Origin of the sequence: Massilia orientalis (assembly GCF_030411975.2) — a bacterium.
In the GTDB taxonomy this organism is placed as follows: Bacteria; Pseudomonadota; Gammaproteobacteria; order Burkholderiales; family Burkholderiaceae_D; genus Telluria; species Telluria orientalis.
In genome coordinates this window covers 238220-261397 of the sequence record NZ_JASNRB020000002.1, presented here as the reverse complement: position 1 = coordinate 261397, position 23178 = coordinate 238220, and the positions used below count along the sequence as shown (strand labels likewise).

The window sequence follows — 23178 nt, the reverse complement described above, 5'->3', positions numbered from 1 at the left end:
TCGATGAGCTGGATCTACCTGGCCGTGGCCGGCCTGCTGGAAGTCGCGTGGGCGGTCGGACTCAAATACACGGCGGGCTTCACGCGCCTGTGGCCATCCGTGTTTACGCTCGCCACGATGGCGGGCAGCGTCGGCATGCTCGGGCTGGCGCTGCGGACCCTGCCGCTCGGTACCGCCTACGCGGTCTGGACGGGCATAGGCACGATCGGCACGGCGGTGGCCGGGATGGTGCTGCTGGGCGAGCCGGCCGGCGCGCTGCGGCTGCTGTCGATCGGACTCATCGCGGCCGGCATCGTCGGCCTCAAATTGCTGACGCCGGCCTGACCGGCATCCGGACCAACATCAGGGCGTGCCGGCCCAGCGTGCGTAGATGCGGCCCAGCTCGCCGCTGGCCTCCAGCTTGTCGAGGGCGGCGCCCAGCAACGGCGCGAGCGCGGGCGCGGCCCTGCGGCTGACCCAGAAATACGTCGGCTCGTCGGCCAGCACGACCGGCAGCACGCGCACGCGGTTTTCCAGCCCTTCCTTGCGGATCAGGTAGTGCAGGGTGAGGTCGTTGATGTACGCAAAGCGGCCGTGGCCGGCCAGGATCTTGCGCAGGTTCGCGCGGTTGTCGTCGGTCGCATCGTCGATCCGCACACCGGCCGCGACCAGGCGTTCCGTGAACACGGAGGCGCGCTGCGTCGTGACGAGGTCGCCCAGCCGCGCGAGGTCTTCCTCCGATTCGATCGTCACCGGATCGTTCCTGCGTACCACGAGGTAATGGCGGACCTGGTAGATCGGCTTGCCGACCGGCTGCCCGATGCCGAGCCGGCGTGCCGACGACACGAGGCCGCAGGCGGCATCCAGCGTGCCCGTCTCCAGTCCGGTTTCGATGCCGGACAGCGAACGGCTGGTGCGCTGGTAGCCGGTGAAGCGCAGGCGCGGTTCGATATTCTGGATGGCCGTCATGATGTCCGGGCAGATGCCGGTGACGCGGGCGCCCGCGCGCAGCCACTTCGGTTCCAGCACTTCCTGGGAGGCGACGCGAACCTCCAGCGCCCGTGCCGCCGGGCCCGCGGCGAGCGCGCATGCCAGCACCGCGCACCGCACTGTCCTTGCGTAATTTTCCATTCGCATGTCGTTCTGTCGAGATCTTGCGAGACGGCCGATTGTCGCACGACCCGCGCACGTTTGACCTGAATCGTCCCCGCGTCGCGGCCGCGCGCGAAGATACCGCTGCCAGCCCGCCGCGGCCGGCATCGACAAGGAGATGGGATGATGGTCTTCATCGCGAAGCCGGGCCCGGTTGCACACGCCGGCCGGCACGGAGTTCGCCATGCGTGAGCCGGGGGCCGAGGCGGGCCACTCGCTATCCATCGTCGTGCCGCTGCGCGACGAGGAAGACAACGTGCTGCCGCTGGTGACCCAGGTCCAGGCCGCGCTGGCGGGCGCGCCGTGGCCGTGGCAACTGATTCTCGTCGACGACGGCAGCCGCGACCGTACCAGCGAACGCATCCGCGAGGCCGTCGCCGCGGGCCCGCGGCACCTGAGCGGTGCGATCCTGCGCCGCGGCTTCGGCCAGACGGCCGCCATGCAGGCCGGCATCGACCTCGCGCGCGGCACCGTCATCGCCACGCTGGATGGCGACCTGCAGAACAATCCCCACGACATCGTGCGCATGGTGCGCCGCCTGCTCGACGAAGACCTCGACCTTCTCGTCGGCTGGCGCCGCGCGCGCCGCGACGGCCTGTGGCGGCGCCTGCCGTCGCGGCTGGGCAACCGGCTGATCGGCCTGCTGACGGGCGTGCCGCTGCACGACTACGGCTGCACGCTGAAGGTCTACCGTGCCGCCGTGCTGCGCCGGGTGCGCCTGTACGGCGAGATGCACCGCTTCATCCCGAGCTGGATGGCGACCCTCACGTCGCCGGACCGCATCCGCGAGGAAGAGGTGAGTCACTTTCCGCGCCATCACGGCCGCTCGAAATACGGCGCGTACGGCCTCGGGCGCGCCGTGAAAGTCTTGCTGGACCTGCTCACGATGGCGTTCTTCGTGCGCTTCCGCGCCAGCCCGGGTCACTTCTTCGGGCGCATCGGGCTCGGATGCGGCGGCGCCGGGCTCGCCGCGCTGGGGTGGCTGACGTGGCTGAAGCTGGGCGAGGGCGCCGCCATCGCGGGGCGCCCGCTGCTCCTGCTGGGCATCCTGCTCGTGGTAATCGGCGCGCAATTCGTCTGCACGGGCATCCTCACCGAAATGCTGGCCCGCACCTGGTTCGAAGCGGGCGGGGCGCCGACCTATCTCGTGCGCGAGACGGTCGGCGGTGCCGGCGAGGACCTGCCGTCCCACCAGCGGCCGCGTACGGCACGGGAGCGGCCATGAGCGCGGCGCGTGGTCAAACGGTACCGGTGCCCCCGTCCGGGGCGCGCGCCGTGTCGGCGGCGTGGGCATGGCCGGTCCTGCTGGCGGCGGCCGTGTGGCTCGGGCTGTTTTACAACCTGGGAGCGATCCCGCTGTTCGACGTGGACGAGGGTGCGTTCGGCGAAGCGACGCGGGAAATGCTGGTGCGGGGCGACTACGTGTCGACATGGCTGAACGGCCAGCCCCGCTTCGACAAGCCGATCCTCATCTACTGGCTGCAGGCCGCATCCGTGCGCCTGTTTGGTCTGGATGAGTTCGCGCTGCGGCTGCCGTCCGCGCTCGCGGCCATGGCGTGGATCGCCGCGATTCACACGTTCACGCGCCAGGTCGTCGACCGCGACACGGCCCGGGCCGCCGCGTTCATCGCGGCCACGAGCGCGGGCGTCGTCGTGGTCGGCCGGGGCGCGATCGCCGATGCGCTGCTGAACCTGTTTCTCGCGCTGGCGCTGTTCGACGTCTACCGCGAGCTCGTCGACCCGCGGCCGCGCTGGCGCCGCCGTGCATTCTTCTGGATCGCGCTCGGCGTGCTGACGAAGGGACCGGTCGCGCTGCTCGTGCCGGCCGCGGCCAGCCTGCTCGCGTTCGGGCTGCAGCGGCGGATGGCCGCCTGGTGGCGCGCGGTGCGCGACCCGGCCGGCTGGCTGATCCTGCTCGCCGTCGCGGGGCCCTGGTATGCGCTGGAATACGCGGCCCGAGGCGACGCGTTCCTGGCCGGCTTTGTCATGCGCCACAACGTCGAACGCTTCCTCGTGCCGCTGCAAGGCCACGCGGGCAGCCCGTTCTTCTATGTGCCGGCGTTGCTGCTGCTCATGCTGCCGTACACGGGTCTCCTGCTCGCCGCGCTGCCCGGCATCCGGCGGCTGCACGCGACGCCGCTCGACACCCTGCTGTGGTGCTGGTTCCTGTTCGTGTTCGGCTTCTTCACGCTGGCGGGCACCAAGCTGCCGCATTACCTGCTGTACGGCGCGACGCCGCTGTTCATCCAGATGGCGCGCCAAAGGCACGCGCTGCGTAGCCGCGTGGCGGCGCTGTGGCCGGCGCTGGTGCCGGCCGCCGCCGTCGCGGCCCTGCCGTTCGTGCTGCGACTTGCCGCACCCGGCGCGCGCAACGCCTATGCGCGCGAAGCGCTGGGGCGGACCGACATGTTCGGCCCCGCATGGCATGCACAGGCCGTCGCCCTGCTCGCTTGTGTGGTGCTGCTGGTGCTGTGGCCCGGCCGGCCGGCCACGGGCGGACCGTGGCCCCGCCTCGTCGCGGCGGCGCTGGCCTGTTCGTACGCCATCGGCGGCCTGCTGCTGCCCGCCGCGGCCGAGCTGCAGCAGGGACCCGTCAAGCGGGCCGCGCTGCTGGCCCGGCAGGCCGGCTGGCCCGTGCGCAGCTGGCGCATCAACGTGCCCAGCTTTTCCGTCTACCGCCGCGCCGTCACGCCCGCGACGTCGACGCCCCGCCCGGGCGACGTCATCCTCACGCGCAGCGACGCGCTGGACGGTTTGCCGTCACCCGTCCGCGTGCTGTACCGCGAAGGCGGCGTGCTGCTGGTGCACGTCGAACGGTGAGGCGATGCCTGTCTCACTGCGCTCGCCCTGGACCTGGCTCCCGCCCGCCGTCGCGCTGGCGCTGGTGGCCGGCATCCTCGCCACGGGCACCAACCGTGCGCTGTTCCTGTGGCTGAACCGGAGCGGCCAGGGCGTCGGCGACCTCGTGTGGTTCCACCTGACGATGCTGGGCGATGGCGCGGTGGCGCTGGCGCTTGTGCTGCCCTGGATCCGGCGTGCGCCGCGCCTGTTCTGGGCCGCGCTGCTGGCGGCCGTCGTGGCGGGCCTGTGGACCCAGGTCACGAAGGCGTTCGTCGACGTGCCGCGTCCGTTGTCCGTGCTCGCGGGCGGCGCGTTTCACCAGGCCGGACCGGCCTACCGCCGCGTGTCGTTCCCATCCGGCCACGCGGCGGCCGCGTTCGCGCTCGCCGGCATCTGGGCGATGGGCGTGCGCGGCCGGCGGCTGTGGCGCGGGCTGCTGCTCGTGCTGGCCAGTCTCGTCGGGGTGTCGCGCATCATGGTCGGCGTGCACTGGCCGCTGGACGTGTTGTGGGGCATGTTGGGCGGCTGGCTGGGCGCGTGGTGCGGCCTCGCGCTGCAGGCCCGCCGGCACGGGCCGTGGCAGACGGCGGGAGCGGCCGGCAAGCTGGCCGGTGCGGTGCTGATGGCCGTCGCGGCGAGCCTCGTGGTCAGCCGCCACATCGGCATCCCGGCGGTGCTGCCCGCGCAGCGCCTGCTCGCGGTCGCGTGCCTCGCCTGGGGCGCCTGGGAGATGGGTTGCCTGTCCCGAGCACCGCCGCTCCGCGCGCCGCAGGTGCGCTGGTGGCCGCGGAGGATCGGCCTGGTCCGGCTCGTCCAACGGGCACAGAGGAGGAGGCAGGATGGCTGACGTGGATGGGTGGCTGCTGCTGGGCTTCGGCGGACAGGCCGTGTTCATGGGCCGGTTCGTCATCCAGTGGCTGGCCAGCGAGCGCGACCGCCGCAGCGTGATCCCCGTGTCGTTCTGGTACCTGAGCATCGCCGGGGCGCTCGTGCTGCTCGCCTATGCGCTGCACCGGCGCGATCCCGTGTTCGTCGCCGGGCAGGGCCTCGGCGTCGCGATTTATTTGCGCAACCTGCAGCTGATCCGGCGCTCAGCGCACGGCGAGCAGGGAGACCTTGGCGGCCAGCACGAGCAGCACGGCGCCCACCGTCCGGTCGAGCCAGACGAGGCGCGCGCGCAGCCACGCCAGCACGCGGCGCGACGAGAACAGCAGCGCGACGAGCGCGAACCAGAGCAGCGACTCGGCGACGAGCAGCGTCCAGAGCAGGGCGACGTCGGCGGTGGCCAGGTCCGGCTTCAATGCCTGGGACAGCACCGAGCCGAAGTACAGCATGGCCTTCGGATTGAGCAGGTTCGTGAGGAAGCCGCTGACGAACGCCTTGTGGCCGGCCTGGGCCGCCTGCGCCTCGGGCAGCTGGCCGCGGGAACGCAGGCACTGGATGCCGAGCCAGGCGAGGTACAGCGCGCCGACGACGGCCAGCACGCGCGACAGGCCCGGCAGTGCGTCCAGCACGAGCGACATGCCGAGGACCGAGACGAGGACGTAGATGCCGATCGCCGTCGCGACGCCGGCGGCGGCCCACAGGCCGGCACGGCGCCCGGAGACGATGGCGGTGCGGGTCACGACGGCGAAGTCGGGACCCGGTGAGATCAGCGCCAGCGCGTGGATGCCGAGGATGAGGAACAAGGTGTCGGACGTCATGGTCTGAAGGCGGCGTGGACGGTGCCGGACATCGTAGCACCGTCGGCGTCAGTCCGCAGACCTCGACATCACTCGCGCCCGAACGCGGGATTCGGACGCGTGAGGTAGTACCACTCGTGGTTCGGCTGGGCGTTCACGTCCGGGAACAGGATGCGGCCCGCGAATTCCGCGACAACGGGCGTGCCGTCCGCACGCACGCCGATCTGTTCGCCTTCCGCGACGGGGTCGAAGCTGGCCCACTGGCGCGTGAACTGGTCGCCGGCGTCGAGCTTGTCGTGCACGACGACCATCTGCAGGGCTTCCATCTGTTCGAACGGGATGGGTTGCGGCTCCGGTGCGTCGATGATTTTCAGGAAGGCAAGGGTGTTCATGATCGCCGTGTACGCGACGTCCGGCGCGCGCGGGTCGAGGTGCTGGCCGCATTCGAGCGTCAGCGCGTAGCCGCCCGTGCTGCGCATGTATTCCGTCGTGCCCATGCCGTAGCGCAGTACGGTTTGCAGTTCCTGCGCGTTGCCGCGCGAGCGGCGCTGGACGCCCCCGCCATACGCGGCCATCCAGCCCGTGACGAAGCGGCGCACGCCCAGGCGGCGTGCAAGTGCGCGTTCGGCGCGCATGTGCGTGAACGGCTCCAGCGGGCCCTCGTTGTCGAGCGGGCCGACCATCACGAACGGTTCGCCGTGCGCGGCGTTGAACGAGTGCAGGTCGAGCAGCACGTCGTGCTGAGCGAGCAGCGGGCACAGCCAGTTGGCGACATGGTCTTCGAAGTCGTGCGGCTCCGCTTTCGGGGACAGGTCGCGGTTCAGGTTGCGGTCGCCCGAGCGCGTGTTCTGCGCATACGCCTTCGGGTTCACGATGGGGACGAAGGTGACGCTGCCGTTGACGATGGGGAGGGTACCGGCGTCGATCTCCGCCATGATCCGCTGGATGGCCTGGGTGCCGCACTTTTCGTTGCCGTGCGTGGCACCCATGATGATGACTTTCGGGCCGGGGCCCTGGCCGGTGTAGTTGACGGACTTGAAGTGCAGCTGGCTGGCGGGGATCATGCGTCGTGTTCCAAGAAAAAAGAATGCGGGCATTGTAGCGTGCCGGCCCCGCCCATGGCATCATCCGTGGTTTTCGTAAAAGAATGTCAGCATGGACGGCGTCAATACCGGGACTGCGTCCCGCATCCACGGCCTCGATACCTTGCGCGCCCTTGCGGTCACGCTCGTCGTGCTGCACCACTACACGCTGTTCGTCAGCGACGCGCCCACGTTCGGCTGGGTCGGGACGATGGGCTGGGCGGGCGTCGACCTGTTCTTCGCGCTGTCCGGCTACCTGATCGGCAACCAGATTTTCGCGGCGCTCGGTTCCGCCCGCGGGTTCGGCCTTGGCCGGTTCTACGTGCGGCGGCTGCTGCGCACGCTCCCCAATTTCTGGGTCGTGCTGGCACTGTACGCGTTGTGGCCGGCGTGGCGCGGCGACACGCCGATGCTCCCCCTGTGGCAATACCTCACGTTCACGCAAAACATCCATCTGCAGCCAGGCACCGCGTTTTCCCACGCGTGGTCGCTGTGCATCGAAGAGCAGTTCTACATGCTGTTGCCGGCGGCCGCCATCCTTGGTGCCGCGCTGGGGCAAGGCGGCGTGCGACAGCGCTGGGCGTGGGGTGCGTTGCTGCTGGCCGTCGCGGGCGGCATGCTGGCCCGCGCGACGATCTGGCAGGACGGCGAGAATGCACCTAACCGACTGGGTTACTACTACCAGTACATCTACTACTCGAGCTGGTGCCGCGCCGACGAATTGCTGGCGGGCGTGGCGCTCGCGCTGCTGAAGCATCGCGCGCCCGGGTTGTGGCGCCGCATGCTTGCGCACGGCGCTGCGTTGCTCGCCGCCGGCACGGCCGTCATCGGCGCCACGTTCGCGTGGTTTCTTGACGATCACTATGGATACGCGCAGACGGTGGCCGGCTACCCGCTGCTCGCGCTCGGCTTTGCCCTGCTGATCCTGGCCGCGCTGGCGCCGGATTCCCTGCTGCACCGCGTGCGCGTGCCGGGCGCGGCCAGGCTCGCGCTGTGGTCGTACGCGATCTACCTGACGCACAAATCCGTCAGCATTCTCGTCGCGGAAAGGCTGGCGCAGGCGGGCCACGGGCCGGAGGAGGCGCTCACGATCGCCGCATGCATGGCGGCATCGCTGGCGGCCGGGTGGCTGTTGTACATCCTCGTCGAGGCGCCGTTCATGCGCCTGCGCGCACGGTGGGACGCGGCGCTCAGCCCCGCACCCGCACCGGCGCTTCGATGACGTCGAAGGCGGCCGGCATGTCGGCCAGCCAGGCTTGCAGGTGGGCGATGCGCATCGACGGGTCGTAGCCGTCCGTGGACGCCAGCGCCGCGCGCAGGCCAGGCAGGGCTTCCGGCGTGCGTGGGCTGTCGCAGGCATCGATCAGCATCGCGACAAGGTCCGTCGGCGCCGTGCCGCCGCGGCGCAGGCGCGCGTGGATGATGGCCAGCAGCGCGCGCTGCATGCGCGGCGTCGGATGGGTGATGTGGGCAAACACCATCGGCGTGTTCATGATGGCTTCGCAGATCGCCGTCTCCATCCGGTCCGCCGTCAGGTCGGACGCGATGTCGAAATAGGCGCGGTCCCAGCGCGTATGGGGATAGCGGTGGCCGGGCGGGAAGGCGTCGACGCTTTCCAGGCCGAGGGCGCGGCTGGCGCGGGACAGCAGGGACGACAGGACGGGGAGCAGCGGCATCGTTAGCGAACGTCAATCATGCAATGCGCGCTAGTGTAGACCAAGAACGGGAAACGCGCGGTGGGCAAACTCCGGGGAGCTCGCCCGCCCGCGCGGGAAACTGGACGATCAGGCTGCCGACGCTGCGGTGCTGTCGGTGAACTTCCCGTTACGGAAGTCCTCGACGGCCTGGAACACCTCGGCCTGCGTGTTCATCACGAACGGGCCGTATTGCGCGATCGGCTCGTTCAGCGGCCGGCCCGCGATCAGCAGCAGGCGCGACGGTTGCGACGCCTTGATGCGCACGCCGTCGGCGGCCTTCGCGTTGTCGAGGATCGCCATGCGCGCCTGCGGCACGGCCTTGCCTTCGACGACGACCTCGCCCCGGAACACGTACAGGAACGCGTTGTGGCCGGCCGGCAGCGCCTGCTCGAACGTGGCGCCGGCGGGCAGCTCGATGTCCAGGTACAGCGGTTCCGTCACCTCGCGCTGCACGGCGCCGGCGACGCCGTGGGAGCTGCCGGCGATCACTTGCACGGTCGCGCCCGAGTCCAGGGTGAAGCGGGGCACGGCTTCGGCGGGAATGTCGCGGTACCACGGTGCGCTCATCTTGTCCTTGGCGGCCAGGTTGAGCCACAGCTGGAACCCTTCCATCAGGCCTTCGTTCTGCTCCGGCATTTCCGAGTGGATCACGCCGCGGCCCGCCGTCATCCACTGCACGCCGCCGTTCGTGATCGAACCTTCATGGCCGGCGCTGTCGCGGTGGCGCATGTTCCCGGTCAGCATGTAGGTGACGGTCTCGAAGCCGCGGTGCGGGTGCTCCGGGAAGCCGGCGATGTAGTCGCCGGCCTTGTCGCTGCCGAACGCGTCCAGCATCAGGAACGGGTCGAGGCGGCGCTGCAGCGTTTGCGTCAGGACGCGGTTGATCTTGACGCCCGCGCCATCCATCACGAACTGGCCGCCGACGAGGCGTTCGACGCCGCGGCCGGTGGCCACGGCCTGGGTTTGCACTTGCTGGGTCATGATCTCTCCTTGACGCTGTGATGGTTTATGCCAGGGCTGCGACTGCGGCGTCCGCTTCTGCCTGGCCTTTCGCTGCCGCTTCCGGACCCATCGCCAGGCCCGCCGAATAAATGAACTGATGGTCCGTCAGGCCCAGGAAGTTCAGCAGCATGCGGATGTGCGGGACTTGCGGGTCGGCATCAAGCGGGTAGATGCCGCCGCGGGCCGTGGCCACGTAAACCTTCTTGTTCTTCAGCAGGCCTTCCGGACCGTTCTCCGTGTAGCGGAAGGTCACGCCGGCGCGGGCGATGGCGTCGAACCAGGCTTTCAGCTGGATCGGCATGCCGAAGTTGTACATCGGGGCGCCGAGCACGATCACATCGGCGGCCTGCGCTTCGGCGATCAGCGCGTCGTCCAGGGCCACGCGGGCAGCCTGGTCGGCGGTGCGCTGGTCGGCCGGGGTGAACAGGGCGCCCAGCGCCGCTTCGTCCAGCACCGGATGCGGGTTCGCGCCCAGGTCGCGCACGGTGACGGTCGCGCCCGGATTGGCGGCGGCCACTTTGGCGACGATCGCATTGGCCACGCGGGTCGATTCGGATTGGGTGCCGCGCAGGCTGGAATTGATCTGCAGGATGTTCATGGTGTCTTCCTTGGTTTGCGTTTCGATATGGACACTTTAGCGGTTCCAAATATCGTGCGCTAGACGGTAGAATGGATAACATTATTCAACTAGTGGAACAATCCCATCTATGGACGTCGAACCGAACGACCTGCTGCTGTTCGCGCGCATCGTCGAGGCCGGCAGTTTCAGCATGGCCGCGCAGCGCCTCGATTTGCCGAAGTCGACCGTATCGCGCCGCATCGCGATGCTGGAGGCGAGCGTGGGCGAGCGCCTGCTGCAGCGGACGACGCGGCGCCTGATGCTGACGGAATTCGGCGCGAGCCTGCTGGAACACGCGCGCAAGGTGGCGGAGGAGGTGGAGGCGGCCGGGGCGCTGGCCCAGCACCGCCAGGCGGCGCCCAGCGGCAAGCTGCGCATCTCGATGCCCCAGGATTTCGCCAACGTCGTCATGGCCGACATGATTCCGCAATTCATGGACCGCTATCCGGCCGTGTCGCTCGAACTGGACCTGTCGCCGCGCCGCGTGGACCTCGTCGCGGAAAATTTCGATATCGCGATCCGCATGGGCGACCTGCCCGAGGACTCCACGCTGGCCGCGCGCCGCGTGGCCATCCAGCAGTTCGGCCTGTACGCGGCGCCGTCCTACCTCGCGCGGCGGGGCTTGCCGGAGCATCCGGACGATCTGCTGCAGCACGACCTGCTGTGCATCCTCAGCCGGTCGGGCGGTGCCGTGCCGTGGATTCTGCAACGGGGCAAGGTGCGCTGGGAAAAGGAGCTGACGGCGCGCCTGACGGCCAATTCGCCGCAGTTGCTGGCGAAGATCGCGAGCAGCGGGGCCGGCATCGCGGCGAGCACGGATTTCATCGTGGCCAAGCACGTCAGGAAGGGAGAACTGGTGCGCGTGCTGCCGGACTGGGATTTGCCCGGCTCGACGGGCTGGGCCGTGTTCCCCGGCCGCCGGCTGATGCCCGCGAAGACGCGGGCGTTCCTCGATATGCTGGACGAGGTGTTCTGCAAGGACCGGAACAAGTCCGAATAAGCGTCAGGCCGATACGCGCGGCGTGTCCTTCGTGGCGCGCAGCGCAGCCAGCACGATGATGCCGAACACGATCTCGATGGCGCCGCCGGCGAACGCGCCCGCCGCCGGCGCCGCATGCAGGGCGGCCAGGCCGTAGCCCGCCAGCGCCAGCACGGCGCCGCACACCCAGAACAGCTTCGTGCCGAATACCGTTGCGAACGTCAGGTAGCGCCCGCCGATGACGAACAGCATCGCGGGGAAGAACAGCTCGATGCGCCACAGGGCGATGCCGTAGGCGAGGGCGAGCATCATGATCATCCAGATCGTCGTCGCGAAGGCGAGCATGCCGAACGGATTGCCCGCGGCGTGCTTGCCGGAGCGCCCCAGCAGGCGGGTCAGCAGGGAGGAGACGGGATGAATCAGCACGCCGCCCGCGTACAGGGCCCAGACGGCGTCGTGCGGCGACTTCCACAGGCAGACGAGACCCGCGATGGTCCACACGGTGCCCGACACGAACAGGCCGGGCGCGCCGCCCAGGTAAGCCGTGCGCATGTCCTGCTGGGCGCCGGCGACGGTAAGGGTGTCCTGCATGGCTTGCCTCCATGAAATAAGGCGTCCATGCTGCCACGAAAAACTCGTCAGTACAATCAGGCCGGCCGGTTACCCATCAATTCGCCCAGGCGCACGGCGCGTTCCGGCGCCCAGTCCGGGTTGAAGCGGATCGTGTCGGGGCGGAACAGCATGACGATCGTCGAGCCGAGCAGGAAACGCCCCATCTCTTCGCCCTTCTTGAGGACGATGTCGCGGTCATCATAGGTCCACTCCGTCACCTTCTGCATGCGGGGCGGGTTGACGACGCCGTGCCACACGGTCGCCATGCTGCCGACGATCGTCGCGCCCACCAGCACCAGCACGAACGGGCCGTGTTCCGGCGATTCGAACACGCACACGACGCGCTCGTTGCGCGCGAACAGGTTCGGCACGCCGCGCGCCGTCGTCGGGTTCACGGAGAACAGGGCGCCCGGCACGTAGATCATCCGGGTCAGCCTGCCGTCGCACGGCATGTGCAGGCGGTGGTAATCCTTCGGCGACAGGTACAGGTTGGCGAAGCAGCCGTGCTGGAACTGCTTGGCGAGGGACGCGTCGCCGCCGACCAGTTCCGTCGTCGTGAAGCGGTGGCCCTTGGCTTGCAGGATGTGATGATCGTCGATCGCGCCGAACTGGCTGATGGCGCCGTCGACGGGGCAGACGAAATCGGCCGCGGCCAGCGGACGCACGCCGGCTTTCAGCGGACGGGTGAAGAATTCGTTGAAGCTCTTGTAGCTGGTGATGTCCGGATTCTCGGCCTCCTGCATGTTCACGCCGTACTTCGCGACGAACCAGCGGATCAGCCGCGTCGTCACCGTACCACCATTGGCACCGGCCACGCGGCCGGCAAACGTCGTGAGGCGCCGTTTCGGCAACAGATACTGGGGCAGGACTTTCAGGCGATCGGACACGGTAAACCTCGATATGAAGACGCGCCATTATAGCGGCACGAGCCAACGGTAATGCATATCAAAAATATTTACGCAAAAGCAACAAAAAGCCGATGATCTGACGGACAATGGCGGCCGCCTATTTTGCCATTCTGACATGCATACCGTGAAAACGCCATTCCGCCTCACCTTGCTCGCCGCCGCCATCGGCGCCGCGAGCGTCGCTCACGCCCAGCAATCGTCGGCACCGCTTGCGAAGGACGACAGGATCCAGCAAGTCGAGGTCAAAGGCGCGGCCGACGCCTATGATCCGCGCCGCGACGACACCGCCAGCAAGATCGTCGTCAATCACGACGAGATCGTCAAGTATGGCGACACGAGCGTGCTCGACGTGCTGAAGCGCGTGCCGGGCGTCACCGTCAGCGGGACGGGAGGCGGACGCGGCGGCGAGATCCGCATGCGCGGGCTCGGCAGCGGGTACACGCAGGTGCTGCTCAACGGCGAGCGCGCGCCGGCCGGGTTTTCCATCGATTCGCTGGCGCCGGACGTCATCGAACGCATCGAAGTGCTGCGCGCGGCCAGCGCGGAATTCTCCACGCAGTCGATCGCCGGCACCATCAACATCGTCCTCAAGAAGACGGTGAAAACGGCGCAGCGCGAACTGAAGGCGGGCTATGGCCACGGGCGCGACGTGGCGAACCCGTCCGTGAACCTGCAGCTGTCGGACCGCGTCGGCAAGCTGTCGTATTCGCTGTCGGCAAACCTGTCGCGCTCGCACTTCTGGCGCGAGCCGGCGACCGTCGAACGGCATCTCGACACGGCGGGCCATCTCGACGGCCTGCGCCTGGGCGGCCAGTCCGACGCCGCCCGGTTCACCGCCTTCAACCTGGGCCCGCGCCTGAACTGGAGCTTCGCCAACGGCGACACGCTGACGTCGCAGACGTTCTTCAACATCAACCGCTTCCAGAACGCGTCCGAGGGACGTTTGTCGACCCGGCTCGGCCCGCTCCCGGCGTATCCGGCGCTGGACCAGACGATGAGCAACGACAACCGCTTCTTCCGCGAAGAGCTGAACTGGGTGCACAAGTTCGCGGGCGGCGGCAAGCTGGATGCCAAGCTGAGCGGCCTGTACGGGGCCCTCGCCAACGCGACCTATCGCACCGGCAGCGGCAACCCGGCGTCGCCCGCGCTGCACGAGGTGATTTTCTCGGCCGGCACGGACCGCGGCATCAGCTCGATGGGGAAATACACGAGCGCCAGCTGGGAAGGCCATGCGCTTGCGTTCGGCTGGGACGGCGGCTATTCGACGCGCGACGATGCCCGGCGTGACCGCGACTATTTCCGGCCCGACGTCGCGCTGCCCGGCGGCGACGAGATCTACAACGCCCATGTCGCCCGGCTGGCCGTCTACACGCAGGACGAGTGGAACGTGACGCCGCGCTGGTCCGTGTACCTGGGCGCGCGCTGGGAAGGCATCCAGACGCGAACCGAAGGCAACACGTTCGCGACGGCGCACTCGCGTTCGACCGTGTGGAGCCCGCTGATGCAGACGCTGTACAAGCTGCCCGGCACGAAGGCCGATCAAGTCCGTTTCGCCGTTACGCGCACGTACAAGGCGCCGGGCCTGCAGAGCCTCATCCCGCACCGCTTCACGTCCGTCAACAACAGCCAGACGGAACCGGATTTCATCGGCAACCCGAACCTGAAGCCCGAGCTGGCGCTGGGCATCGACGCGTCGTACGAGCATTACTGTGCCGAGGGCGCGCTGTTGTCGGCGAGCGTATCGAGCCGGCGCATCGACGACTACACGCGCAACCAGGTGCTGTTCGACGGCACGCGCTGGGTGTCGACGCCGTCCAACGCGGGCCAGGCGCGCACGCACGGCGTGGAACTGGAGGCGAAATTCCCGCTGAAGGCCCTGATCGACACGAGGGAGGCGCTGGACCTGCGCGCGAGCCTGTCGCGCAACTGGTCGAACGTCGATTCCGTGCCGGGTCCGAACAACCGCCTGGACGCGCAGACGCCCGTCTCGGCCACGCTGGGTGCCGATTACAAGCGCGGACCGCTGACCGTGGGCGGCTCGTACGTGTTCAAGAACGGCGGCCAGGTGCGCGTGTCGGCGAACCAGATCAGCTACCAGTCCGTGCGCCGCGACCTCGACCTGTACACGCTGTGGAAATTCGACCCGAAGCTGCAACTGCGCGTCGCCACCGCGAATCTGCTCGCGCAGGACACCATCAGCGAAAGCAGCTACGTCCTGGCCGGCAACGGCACGCAGTCGACGCGCACCATCACGCCGCTGTACCGCAGCGTGCGCGCGACGCTCGAAATGAAGTTCTGATCCCGCATCGACGCGCCGCAGCATCGCGCACCGGCCCGGCCACGCCGAGCCGGACGCCTATCCCAATCTATCCGCAATCGTTATACCACCATACAAAATCCGCATAGGATTGTTGCCAATCTTTTCTCGTAACATTGTATTTATGCGACAACGTTGTCGCGCTGCTCCGATGGTTCAGTGCGATGACTTACGCGACATTCCCGCCGGCTGGAATGGGATCCAAACGAGCCGGCAGCATACAAGGCAATACCCAAAAATTACTATAAGGAGATATTTGCTGTGCGAAACGGAAATGTAAAAACGATTAAAAAGACGATGGTGGCCAACGCTTGCGCGCTTCTCGTGGCGGGGCCGATGGCCGCGCATGCGCAGGAGGCGGCCTCGGCGAGTGCAAGCGGGGACACGAGCGCCCCGAGCACCGTCATCGTCACCGGTCAGCGCGCGGCGCTGAAGTCGGCGCGCGATCTCAAGCAGGACGCCAATCAGATCGTCGACTCGATCCAGGCAACCGATATCGGCAAACTGCCGGACGTGAGTACGGTCGAGTCGCTGCAGCGGGTCGCCGGCGTCCAGATCCAGCGCCGCTATGGCGAGGGTGGCACCGATTACGACCATCGCACCGAGCCCGCGATCACGATCCGCGGCATTACCCAGGTCCGTAACCTGATCGACGGACGCGACTTCTTTACGGCCAACGGCGGACGGGCACCGGACCTGGAAGGGCTGCCTTCCGAACTCATGGCCGGGGTCGACGTCTACAAGAACGCTGCGTCCAACCTGATCGAAGGCGGTGTCGGCGGCGTGGTCAACATTCGCACGCGACTGCCATTCGATTCGAAAGAAGACATCAACGTCATTACGCTCAAGTCCAATTACTACGACCGGATTCGCAAGTATTCACCGTCGGGTTCGGGCCTGTTGAGCCGCCAGTTCAAGACGGATTTCGGCCGCATGGGCTTCCTGGTGAATGCCACGGCGAGCAAGACCTATTATCGCCAGGACGCCGTTCTTCAACAGCAGCAGCACTGCCTGACGGCAACGGTTGGCAAATGTGCGACCGACGCGGCGCAACCGCCCTCGGCGGCCAAGGTTGCGGCCTACAATTCGATGCCGAACAAGGGGTCCCTCTCGGAACTCTATGTGCCGACATCCTTCGAGATGTACGAGGACTCGGGTGAGCGAAAGCGCCAGGGCCTGGCGCTCGCCTACCAGTGGCAGGTGAACAGCGACGTTCTCCTCACGGCACAAAATCTCTATTCGAACTACACGTTCATCCGTCGCGGCGAATACATCTACGGCGACGACAAGAACAACGACCCGCGCGCAGCGGCGGGTTCCACATGGACGTGGGCGCCCGATGGCAGCGCCACGAGCGGCACGTTGTCGCCGCAAATTTTTTCATCTTCCCGGTTCGACCAGGATGTTCGCAATCGCACGAACCTGTCCGCGGTGAACGTCAAGTGGCGCATTTCGGACAGGCTCAAGTCGAAGACCGATTTCGCGTATGAACGTGCCAACTACGACGCCGACCGCAACGGCGACTCCATCAAGCTTTACGACAATGAAAACAGAAGCGTCGCCAATATCCCCAACCTGAATCTCGCCTTCGACGTGCGTGGCAGGATCCCCACATTTTCGATCGTCGATCCAGCCAATCCGGGCAATCCTTACGCCTACTTCGGCAATCCGAAGAATTGGTATTATGAGTGGCTCGCCAATGCGGTCGATCGTCACAAGCTGAAGATGTCGGCGCTCAGCCAGGATTTCGACTACGACCTCGGCGATCATTTCTTTACCAAACTGCACGTCGGCATCCGCGCAGCCGATACCAAGGTGCTGTTGCGGGGTAACTGGAACAACACCGGTGTCTGTAACGATACGGGCACCAACCCCAGCTGGGGTGCCTGCCCGCTGATTCCGGTTGCGCAACATCCGGATCTCGCCTACGCCGGGCCGGCCAGCAATTTCATGCAGCCGGGTATTGGTTGGCCTGTTGCCGTGTTCCCGGAGTACGCCAATCCCAACTCGAGCGTTCTCGACCGAACCGTCGCGACGTATGCGCAGTTGTTCGCCGGAAAGCCAAATACTTATACGTTCGATACGTCGTTCCGACCGGGCGATATCAATGAACAACACGAAAAGACGCGGTCGTTCTTTGTCACGGGTGACTTCGGTACAAGCGTATTCGGTTACGACCTCGACGGTACCGCCGGTATGCGCGTCGTGAAGACCGACCAGACGTCGATCGGCTATGTCCAGGACAGCACCGGGTCACGCGCCGCCACGCTCAATAACAGCTATCGGAATTTCCTCCCGAGCCTCAATACACGCCTGCACCTGAACGAGGATGTGCAGGTCCGCTTCGGCTACAGCAAGACGATGACGCGGCCAAACTTTACCGACATGGCCGCCCATGTCCAGCTGAATCCGAACATCCCTTCGCAGTACGACGCCAACGGCCGTCCGACGGGCAGTTCCGGTAACCCGTACCTGAAACCGATGACGGCGACGTCCTACGATTTGACGTTGGAAGACTATTGGGGGACGTCCAATACGGCGTTCCTGGGTTTGTTCAAGAAGGATATCGACGGTTACCTGGCCGGCGGCACGGAACCGATGAACTTCGGTGGCGTCATCTACGATATCGGCACCAGCATCAATCTCGGCAAGGGCTCGGTAAAAGGCATCGAAGCCGGCTTTACCCAGTTCTTTGATTTCCTTCCCGACCCGTTCAAGGGATTCGGCATACAGGCCAACTACACTTATGTGGATTCGAAAGTCGAGCTCAAGCCCGGGACCCTCATTCCGTTGCCGAAGTTGTCCAAGAACAGCTACAACCTGATCGGCCTCTATGAAAAAGGACCGTTACAGGCGCGTCTTGCGTACAACTGGCGTTCCTCCTACCTCGACCAGATCAACGGCAGCGGTGTGTTCGGTGCGAACCAGTATGCGGCGCCGTATTCGTCGCTCGATGCGTCGGTGAGCTACCAGATCAACAAGATCTTCACGCTGTCGGCGGACGCCGTGAATCTGAGGAACTCGATGTACCACACGTATGTCGAGCGGCCGTCGGGCGGTTTGTTGTGGCAACTTAACGATCGTCGATACAGCGTGTCCCTGAAGGCAAGCTTCTAACGCCGACATGAGCGAACGCGCCGCGGGTCTTTCCGCGGCGCGCTTTTTGTGCACGCGATCCAAAGGGGACAGGATGGACAAGGATAGATGGATTGGGAAGGTCGTCATCCTCGGCGGCGGTACCGCCGGATGGATGACGGCGGCCGCGTTGTCCCACACGTTTGGGCACGCCGTCGAGATCGTCCTGGTGGAGTCGGACGCCATCGGCACGGTGGGCGTCGGCGAGGCGACGATTCCGCCGATCCGCGCGTTTCATCAACTGATCGGCATCGATGAAGCCGAGTTCATACGCGCCACCGGGGCGACGTTCAAGCTCGGTATCGAATTTCGCGGCTGGCGCAACGACAGTTCGACATATTTCCACCCTTTCGGCGTGTACGGGGTGGAACGCGACATCGGCTACTTTTTCCAGTACTGGCTGCGTTTGAAAGAGAAGGGGCAAGTGTCGGACTTCTCCGAGTTCTCGCTATGCACCCTGGCAGCGCGACATAACGTATTTGCGCCTGCGTCCGAACGGCCGGGCGATCCGCTTCAGCATCTCCAGTCCGCCTATCATTTCGACGCCGGCCGCTATGCGACATACCTGAAGGGGGTTTGCCTGGCGCGCGGGGTGTCCCACAAGATCGGCGACATGCTGACGGCGGAACGCAACCCCGAAAACGGGTATATCACAGGCCTGAAGCTCAAGTCGGGCGAGCTTGTGCCGGGTGACTTGTTCATCGACTGCTCCGGCGTGCGCGCCATGCTTCTCGGGCAGGCGCTGGGTGTCGAGTATGAAGACTGGTCGCGTTGGTTGCCGATGAATCGCGCCTGTGCGGTGCCTTGTGAACAAAAGCTGGCACTGACGCCCTACACGATTTCCACCGCCAGACCTTTCGGCTGGCAATGGCGGATACCTTTGCAACATCGGGTTGGTAACGGTGTGGTGTATTCGAGCGAATTCGCCACGGATGAAGCGGCAGAGCGGTGTCTGCTGGATGGATTGGAAGGGGAGCCGCTCGCGCCGATCAACCGCATCAAGTTCACGGCAGGAAGGCGCAGGACGCCGTGGACCAGGAACGTGGTCGCCATCGGGCTTGCCAGCGGGTTCCTGGAGCCGCTGGAGTCGACCAGCATTCATTTCATTCAATCCAGCATCCAGCGGCTCATCCGCTATTTTCCGGATGCCGGCTTGTCGCCGGTGTGTGCACAGGCTTTCAACAAGGAGGCGAGCCGGGAAGTCGAAAACGTCAGGGATTTCCTGATCCTGCATTACCACGCTACGGAACGTGACGACTCGGCATTATGGCGCTACGTGAAAGCCATGCAGGTTCCGGACAGTCTGCAGGAAAGAATCGAGCTGTTCCGTGAACGTGGACAACTGAACCTTGCTGCCGAAGAACTGTTCCAAAGTACGTCGTGGCATGCCGTCCTGTTGGGGCAAGGTATTCGACCAAGAACCTATATGCCGACCATGGTCCTGCAAGACGACGCCATGCTCGCGAATGCATACGGCAATCTGGAGCGCAACTTCAAGAAAATCGTGTCGAGGCTGCCGGATCACGCCGCCTACATCAAGGAACACAAGCTGACCTCGACCATGGAGAAGCGCTGAATGAAGTTTCGCAAGGTACTGCGCTACGTGGTTGTCATCGGATTGGGTGTCCTGGCAGGCGGCGCCCATGCCGAACATGCCGACGAAAAGCCGGCGCCGGTTGCCGTCGCGATCAATGTCGACTGGCGGCATCCGGCGCCACCGTTTGAAGGATGGGGAACCGCGCTTGCCTGGTTTGCCCATGTGACCGGGAAATTCGCCGAGCCGCAGCGCACCCGGTTGGCCGATCTGCTCTATGGGCGGGACGGTCTTGCACTTAACATCGCGCGTTACAATATTGGTGGCGGCAATGCGCCCGGGACACCATCGTATTTGCGGCCCGGTGGAGACATTCCCGGATTCTGGCGCAAGCCGGATGGGTGGAATCCGGACGCAGACGATGCCTGGGACTGGTCCGCTGATGCCGGGCAGCGCTGGTGGCTCGATGCCATCAAAGCGCGGGTCACGCCGCGCGATTTGATCCTCGAGGCGTTTTCGAATTCGCCGCCGTATTTCATGACCCGCAGCGGGCTCGTTTCCGGTAACGTCAATGGATTGGAGGACAACCTTCGTCCGGGATTCGAAACCCAATTTGCTAAATATCTCGCGCGCGTCACGGCGGAGCTCGAGCGGCGGCATGGTATCCGTTTCAGAACGCTGTCTCCGGTCAACGAGCCGAATACGCCTTATTGGTTCTCCACCAATAAACAGGAAGGCGCACATTGGTCGCCGGAAGCGCAGTCGCGCATGTTCATTGCGCTGGCCAAGGTCTTGACCGAATACGGCATGAAGACGGAGATATCCGGGCCGGACGAAACCAATCCCCAGACTTTTTTCGTCGACTGGGCCGGCCTGTCCCCCGATGCGAAAAGCGTCATCCGGCAACTCAACGTCCATACCTACGAATGGATCGGAAAGAGCGGGGTGCGGGATATTGCGGAAACGTCCGGCAAACGGTTCTGGATGTCGGAAGTCGATCTATCGCCCAGCAATGTGCGGGAAGACGTCAACGACATGCGCCCAGCCATCGCGCTCGCGCAGCAGATCGTTACCGACATCAACAGCATGAATCCCCGCGCCTGGGTCCTGTGGCAAGCCATCGAAAACAGGTCGTCCGATCCAAAGAACAGCTCGAACTGGGGATTGATCAAGGCTGATTTTTCAAACCTGGAGCGACCGGACTATCACATCACGAAGAAATTCTGGGCGTTTGCCAATTTCACGAGATTCATCAGGCCGGGCTTTCGGTTCCTGAAATCCGATAACCCGGATGCGCTGGTGGCTGAAAATCCGGAAACGCATGAAGTCGTCATCGTGGCCGTCAATCCAGGTATCGTGTCGCGGATGCTGGACATCCGGCTACCGGATGCAAAACGCGGCACGATGACATGCAAGACCTATATCACCCGGGCAGAAGACAGCCTCGCGACCTCGAAACCCGCATCATGCGGCGCCAGGTTGTCCGTGCATGCGCGGCCCATGTCCGTGGTGACCGTCGTTGCGACGCCTCGACAATAGGGTCAGGCCAGCCGCATCGCGACCGCACCGCACGCGATCAGGGTGACGGCCGCCAGCCGTGCGCGGCCGATGGGTTCGCGCAGGATGAAGGCGGCGATCGCGGTCGCGAACAGGATCGACGTCTCGCGCAGCGCGGCGACGGCGGCGACCGGCGCGCGCGTCATCGCCGATAGCGCGATGCCGTACGAGCCGACGGAGGCGAGGCCGCCCAGCGGCGCCACCAGCGGATTCGCGCGCGCGAACGCCACGAGCGCGCCCACGCGGCCGCGGGCCGTCCAGGCGCATACCCAGGCGCCCGTCAGCAGGAAGATCCATAGCGTGTACGCGGCCGGCGCGCCGGAGCGCCGTACGCCCTGGCCGTCGATCAGCGTACAGGCCGCGATGACGGCGGCCGTCAGCAGCGCGAACACGGTCGTGCGGCGCGCACCGGTGGCCGGCGCGGCGAGCCATAGCCCCAGCACGCCGCCGCAGATCAGCAGCATGGCGACCCACTGGCCGGGACTCAGCCGGTCGCCCGTCAGCGGCCCGTTGACGATGGCGACGAGCAGCGGCGCGCAGCCGCGCATCAGCGGGTAGGCGTGGCTGACCTGGCCGTCGCGGTAGGTCTCGATGAGCAGCAGGAAGTAGGCCGCCTGGACGACGCCCGACGCCGCGATGAACGGCCAGCTCGCCCGCGCCGGTGCCGGCAGGAAGGGGAGCAGCAAAATGGCGACGCAGGCCGACCCGGCCACCACGAGCACGGTCGCGAGCAGCGGCTCGCCGCGCCGCTTGAGCAGCGTGTTCCAGCTCGCGTGCAGCAGCGCCGCGCCCAGCACGGCGCCCAGCACGAATGGCGTCACGCCTGCTCGGCGGCCGGTGCCGTCTCGGGAATGCCGTGGCGGCGGAAGTAGCGGTGCGCGACGAGCAGCGCGGCCGCCTGCATGGCGGCGCACAGGAAGAACGGCCCGCCGACGCGCCAGTCCTGCGGCGGCAGATGGCTCGCGGCGCCCAGCAGCAGGGTGCCGACGAGCGGCGAGACGACGAGGCCGATGCTGCTGATCGATTGCAGGGAGCCCATCAGTTCTCCCTGTTCGCGGCTGGACGACGATTTCGACAGGATGCCCTGCAGCGCCGGTCCCGCGGCGAACGACAGAAGGTTGCAGAGGATGAAGACGTACATCATCCAGCCGTGCGTCGCGATCGCGTACAGGAAGTAGGTGACGGCGCCGGACGCGAGGCCGATCAGCGACAGCCGCACTTCGCCGAAGCGCCGGATCAGCGGCGCGAGCAGCCCGGCCTGCACGACGATCGAGCACACGCCCACGCAGAACAGGGCGATGCCGTTGTCGCGCGGCGTCCAGTCGAAGCGGAACGTCGTGAACAGGACCCACGTCGACTGCAGCATCATTTGCGCGAAGGCGACGAGCGTGTAGACGGTGATCAGGCCGCGGATGTCCGTGCGGCGCACGAGGCGCAGCAGGGAGCCGAACGGGTTGATGCGCGACCACTGGAACGCCGCGCGGCGTTCGCGCGGCAGCGATTCCGGCACGGCAAAGTAACCGTAGACGAAGTTCGCGGCGGACAGCGCGGCCGCCACGTAGAACGGCAGGTGCAATCCCATATTGCCCAGCAGGCCGCCCAGGATCGGCCCGCAGATGAAGCCGAAGCCGAACGCGGCGCCGATCTTGCCGAAGCTTTTCGCGCGGTTCTCCGGCGTGGACACGTCCGATGCGTACGCGGACGCGACGGACATGCTGGCCGACGACGCCCCGCCGATCACGCGCCCGATGAACAGGCAGGCGAGGTTCGGTGCCCAGGCGGTCGCGAGGAAGTTGATGCACATGCCGCCCATCGAATACAGCAGCACGGGGCGGCGGCCGATGCGGTCGGACAGCGCGCCCACCATCGGCATGAACAGGAATTGCATCAGCCCGAACGTGGCGCCCAGCACGCCGTACCACAGCGCCTGCTGCGCGCGGTTGTCGACGAATTCGCCCACGAGGCTCGGCAACACGGGCACGATCAGGCCGATGCCGAGCATGTCGACGAACACGCAGATGAGGACGAAATTCAGGTTCGCGCTTTTGGCCATGGGCGTCCCGGGACGATGCGGAAAACGTT

Annotated in this window: 20 protein-coding genes and 1 pseudogene; 11 read left to right on the top strand and 10 right to left on the bottom strand. The window is 66.3% G+C overall.

Translation table 11 applies throughout. The features are described 5' to 3' along the window. The first annotated feature begins 3 nt into the window (after positions 1 to 3). Entirely contained in the window at positions 4 to 324 is a 321-nt protein-coding gene (gene sugE / locus QPK29_RS03230; RefSeq protein ID WP_056131479.1) for a quaternary ammonium compound efflux SMR transporter SugE, read from the top strand. A gap of 18 nt (positions 325 to 342) precedes the next feature. Here the strand turns inward: sugE and QPK29_RS03225 are convergent, their stop codons facing one another. After that, the gene (locus tag QPK29_RS03225) at positions 343 to 1110 is read right to left on the bottom strand and encodes a substrate-binding periplasmic protein (RefSeq protein WP_371769671.1); all 768 of its coding nucleotides are present in this window, start codon (positions 1108 to 1110) and stop codon (positions 343 to 345) included. A gap of 205 nt (positions 1111 to 1315) precedes the next feature. On the opposite strand from QPK29_RS03225, the gene QPK29_RS03220 reads away from it, so the two are divergent. From QPK29_RS03220 to QPK29_RS03205, 4 genes and pseudogenes are all read left to right on the top strand, one after another. Continuing rightward, entirely contained in the window at positions 1316 to 2356 is a 1041-nt protein-coding gene (locus QPK29_RS03220) for a glycosyltransferase family 2 protein (protein ID WP_371769672.1), read from the top strand. Continuing rightward, entirely contained in the window at positions 2353 to 3951 is a 1599-nt protein-coding gene (locus QPK29_RS03215; RefSeq protein WP_371769673.1) for an ArnT family glycosyltransferase, read from the top strand. The genes QPK29_RS03220 and QPK29_RS03215 overlap by 4 nt, the downstream gene beginning before the upstream one ends. Before the next feature lie 4 nt (positions 3952 to 3955). Beyond that, positions 3956 to 4819 (top strand): phosphatase PAP2 family protein, encoded by an 864-nt coding sequence (locus tag QPK29_RS03210; protein WP_371769674.1) that lies wholly within the window; start codon positions 3956 to 3958, stop codon positions 4817 to 4819. Next, a pseudogene (locus QPK29_RS03205) lies at positions 4812 to 5039 on the top strand (lipid-A-disaccharide synthase N-terminal domain-containing protein); the annotation flags it as partial. The gene QPK29_RS03210 and the pseudogene QPK29_RS03205, both read left to right, overlap by 8 nt. A 24-nt stretch (positions 5040 to 5063) precedes the next feature. Here QPK29_RS03205 and QPK29_RS03200 read toward each other — a convergent pair. Beyond that, positions 5064 to 5675, bottom strand: coding sequence for a LysE family translocator (locus QPK29_RS03200; protein WP_371769675.1), 612 nt, complete (start codon positions 5673 to 5675; stop codon positions 5064 to 5066). A 68-nt stretch (positions 5676 to 5743) separates the two neighbouring features. Continuing rightward, a complete protein-coding gene (locus tag QPK29_RS03195; protein WP_056131492.1) occupies positions 5744 to 6718 on the bottom strand; it encodes a succinylglutamate desuccinylase/aspartoacylase family protein in 975 nt (324 codons plus the stop codon). A 91-nt stretch (positions 6719 to 6809) separates the two neighbouring features. Here QPK29_RS03195 and QPK29_RS03190 point away from each other — a divergent pair, with 91 nt between their 5' ends. Next, entirely contained in the window at positions 6810 to 7958 is a 1149-nt protein-coding gene (locus QPK29_RS03190) for an acyltransferase family protein (RefSeq protein ID WP_371769676.1), read from the top strand. Here the strand turns inward: QPK29_RS03190 and QPK29_RS03185 are convergent. The 3 genes from QPK29_RS03185 to QPK29_RS03175 all read right to left on the bottom strand — a co-directional run bounded on the left by QPK29_RS03185 (position 7927) and on the right by QPK29_RS03175 (position 10033). Then, positions 7927 to 8412, bottom strand: coding sequence for a hypothetical protein (locus QPK29_RS03185; RefSeq protein WP_371769677.1), 486 nt, complete (start codon positions 8410 to 8412; stop codon positions 7927 to 7929). The genes QPK29_RS03190 and QPK29_RS03185 overlap by 32 nt on opposite strands. A 108-nt stretch (positions 8413 to 8520) precedes the next feature. Then, a complete protein-coding gene (locus QPK29_RS03180; RefSeq protein WP_371769678.1) occupies positions 8521 to 9414 on the bottom strand; it encodes a pirin family protein in 894 nt (297 codons plus the stop codon). A gap of 25 nt (positions 9415 to 9439) precedes the next feature. Further along, on the bottom strand, positions 9440 to 10033 hold the full coding sequence (locus QPK29_RS03175) for an FMN-dependent NADH-azoreductase (RefSeq protein ID WP_056131504.1): 594 nt from the start codon (positions 10031 to 10033) through the stop codon (positions 9440 to 9442). A 109-nt stretch (positions 10034 to 10142) separates the two neighbouring features. Here QPK29_RS03175 and QPK29_RS03170 point away from each other — a divergent pair, with 109 nt between their 5' ends. Next, positions 10143 to 11054 (top strand): LysR family transcriptional regulator, encoded by a 912-nt coding sequence (locus tag QPK29_RS03170; RefSeq protein ID WP_056131507.1) that lies wholly within the window; start codon positions 10143 to 10145, stop codon positions 11052 to 11054. A 3-nt stretch (positions 11055 to 11057) separates the two neighbouring features. On the opposite strand, the gene QPK29_RS03165 is transcribed toward QPK29_RS03170, so the two are convergent. Then, entirely contained in the window at positions 11058 to 11624 is a 567-nt protein-coding gene (locus tag QPK29_RS03165) for a DUF7010 family protein (RefSeq protein ID WP_371769679.1), read from the bottom strand. A 56-nt stretch (positions 11625 to 11680) separates the two neighbouring features. After that, positions 11681 to 12532 carry an archaetidylserine decarboxylase gene (gene asd, locus QPK29_RS03160; RefSeq protein ID WP_056131513.1) on the bottom strand — a complete coding sequence of 284 codons (852 nt, stop codon included), beginning with the start codon at positions 12530 to 12532 and terminating at the stop codon, positions 11681 to 11683. Positions 12533 to 12668: 136 nt separating this feature from the next. On the opposite strand from asd, the gene QPK29_RS03155 reads away from it, so the two are divergent. The 4 genes from QPK29_RS03155 (at position 12669) to QPK29_RS03140 (ending at position 21078) form a co-directional block, all read left to right on the top strand. Next, positions 12669 to 14852 carry a TonB-dependent receptor plug domain-containing protein gene (locus QPK29_RS03155; protein ID WP_400189719.1) on the top strand — a complete coding sequence of 728 codons (2184 nt, stop codon included), beginning with the start codon at positions 12669 to 12671 and terminating at the stop codon, positions 14850 to 14852. Positions 14853 to 15167: 315 nt separating this feature from the next. Next, a complete protein-coding gene (locus QPK29_RS03150; RefSeq protein WP_400189718.1) occupies positions 15168 to 17987 on the top strand; it encodes a TonB-dependent receptor in 2820 nt (939 codons plus the stop codon). Positions 17988 to 17994: 7 nt separating this feature from the next. Next, on the top strand, positions 17995 to 19581 hold the full coding sequence (locus tag QPK29_RS03145) for a tryptophan halogenase family protein (RefSeq protein ID WP_371769682.1): 1587 nt from the start codon (positions 17995 to 17997) through the stop codon (positions 19579 to 19581). Further along, positions 19582 to 21078 carry a glycoside hydrolase gene (locus tag QPK29_RS03140; protein WP_371769683.1) on the top strand — a complete coding sequence of 499 codons (1497 nt, stop codon included), beginning with the start codon at positions 19582 to 19584 and terminating at the stop codon, positions 21076 to 21078. A gap of 2 nt (positions 21079 to 21080) precedes the next feature. On the opposite strand, the gene QPK29_RS03135 is transcribed toward QPK29_RS03140, so the two are convergent. Together QPK29_RS03135 and QPK29_RS03130 are read right to left on the bottom strand one after the other, a co-directional pair. Further along, on the bottom strand, positions 21081 to 21917 hold the full coding sequence (locus QPK29_RS03135) for an EamA family transporter (RefSeq protein WP_371769684.1): 837 nt from the start codon (positions 21915 to 21917) through the stop codon (positions 21081 to 21083). After that, complete coding sequence (locus QPK29_RS03130; RefSeq protein ID WP_371769685.1) at positions 21914 to 23149, bottom strand: TCR/Tet family MFS transporter; 1236 nt, start codon at positions 23147 to 23149, stop codon at positions 21914 to 21916. The genes QPK29_RS03135 and QPK29_RS03130 overlap by 4 nt, the downstream gene beginning before the upstream one ends. Positions 23150 to 23178: the final 29 nt, after the last annotated feature.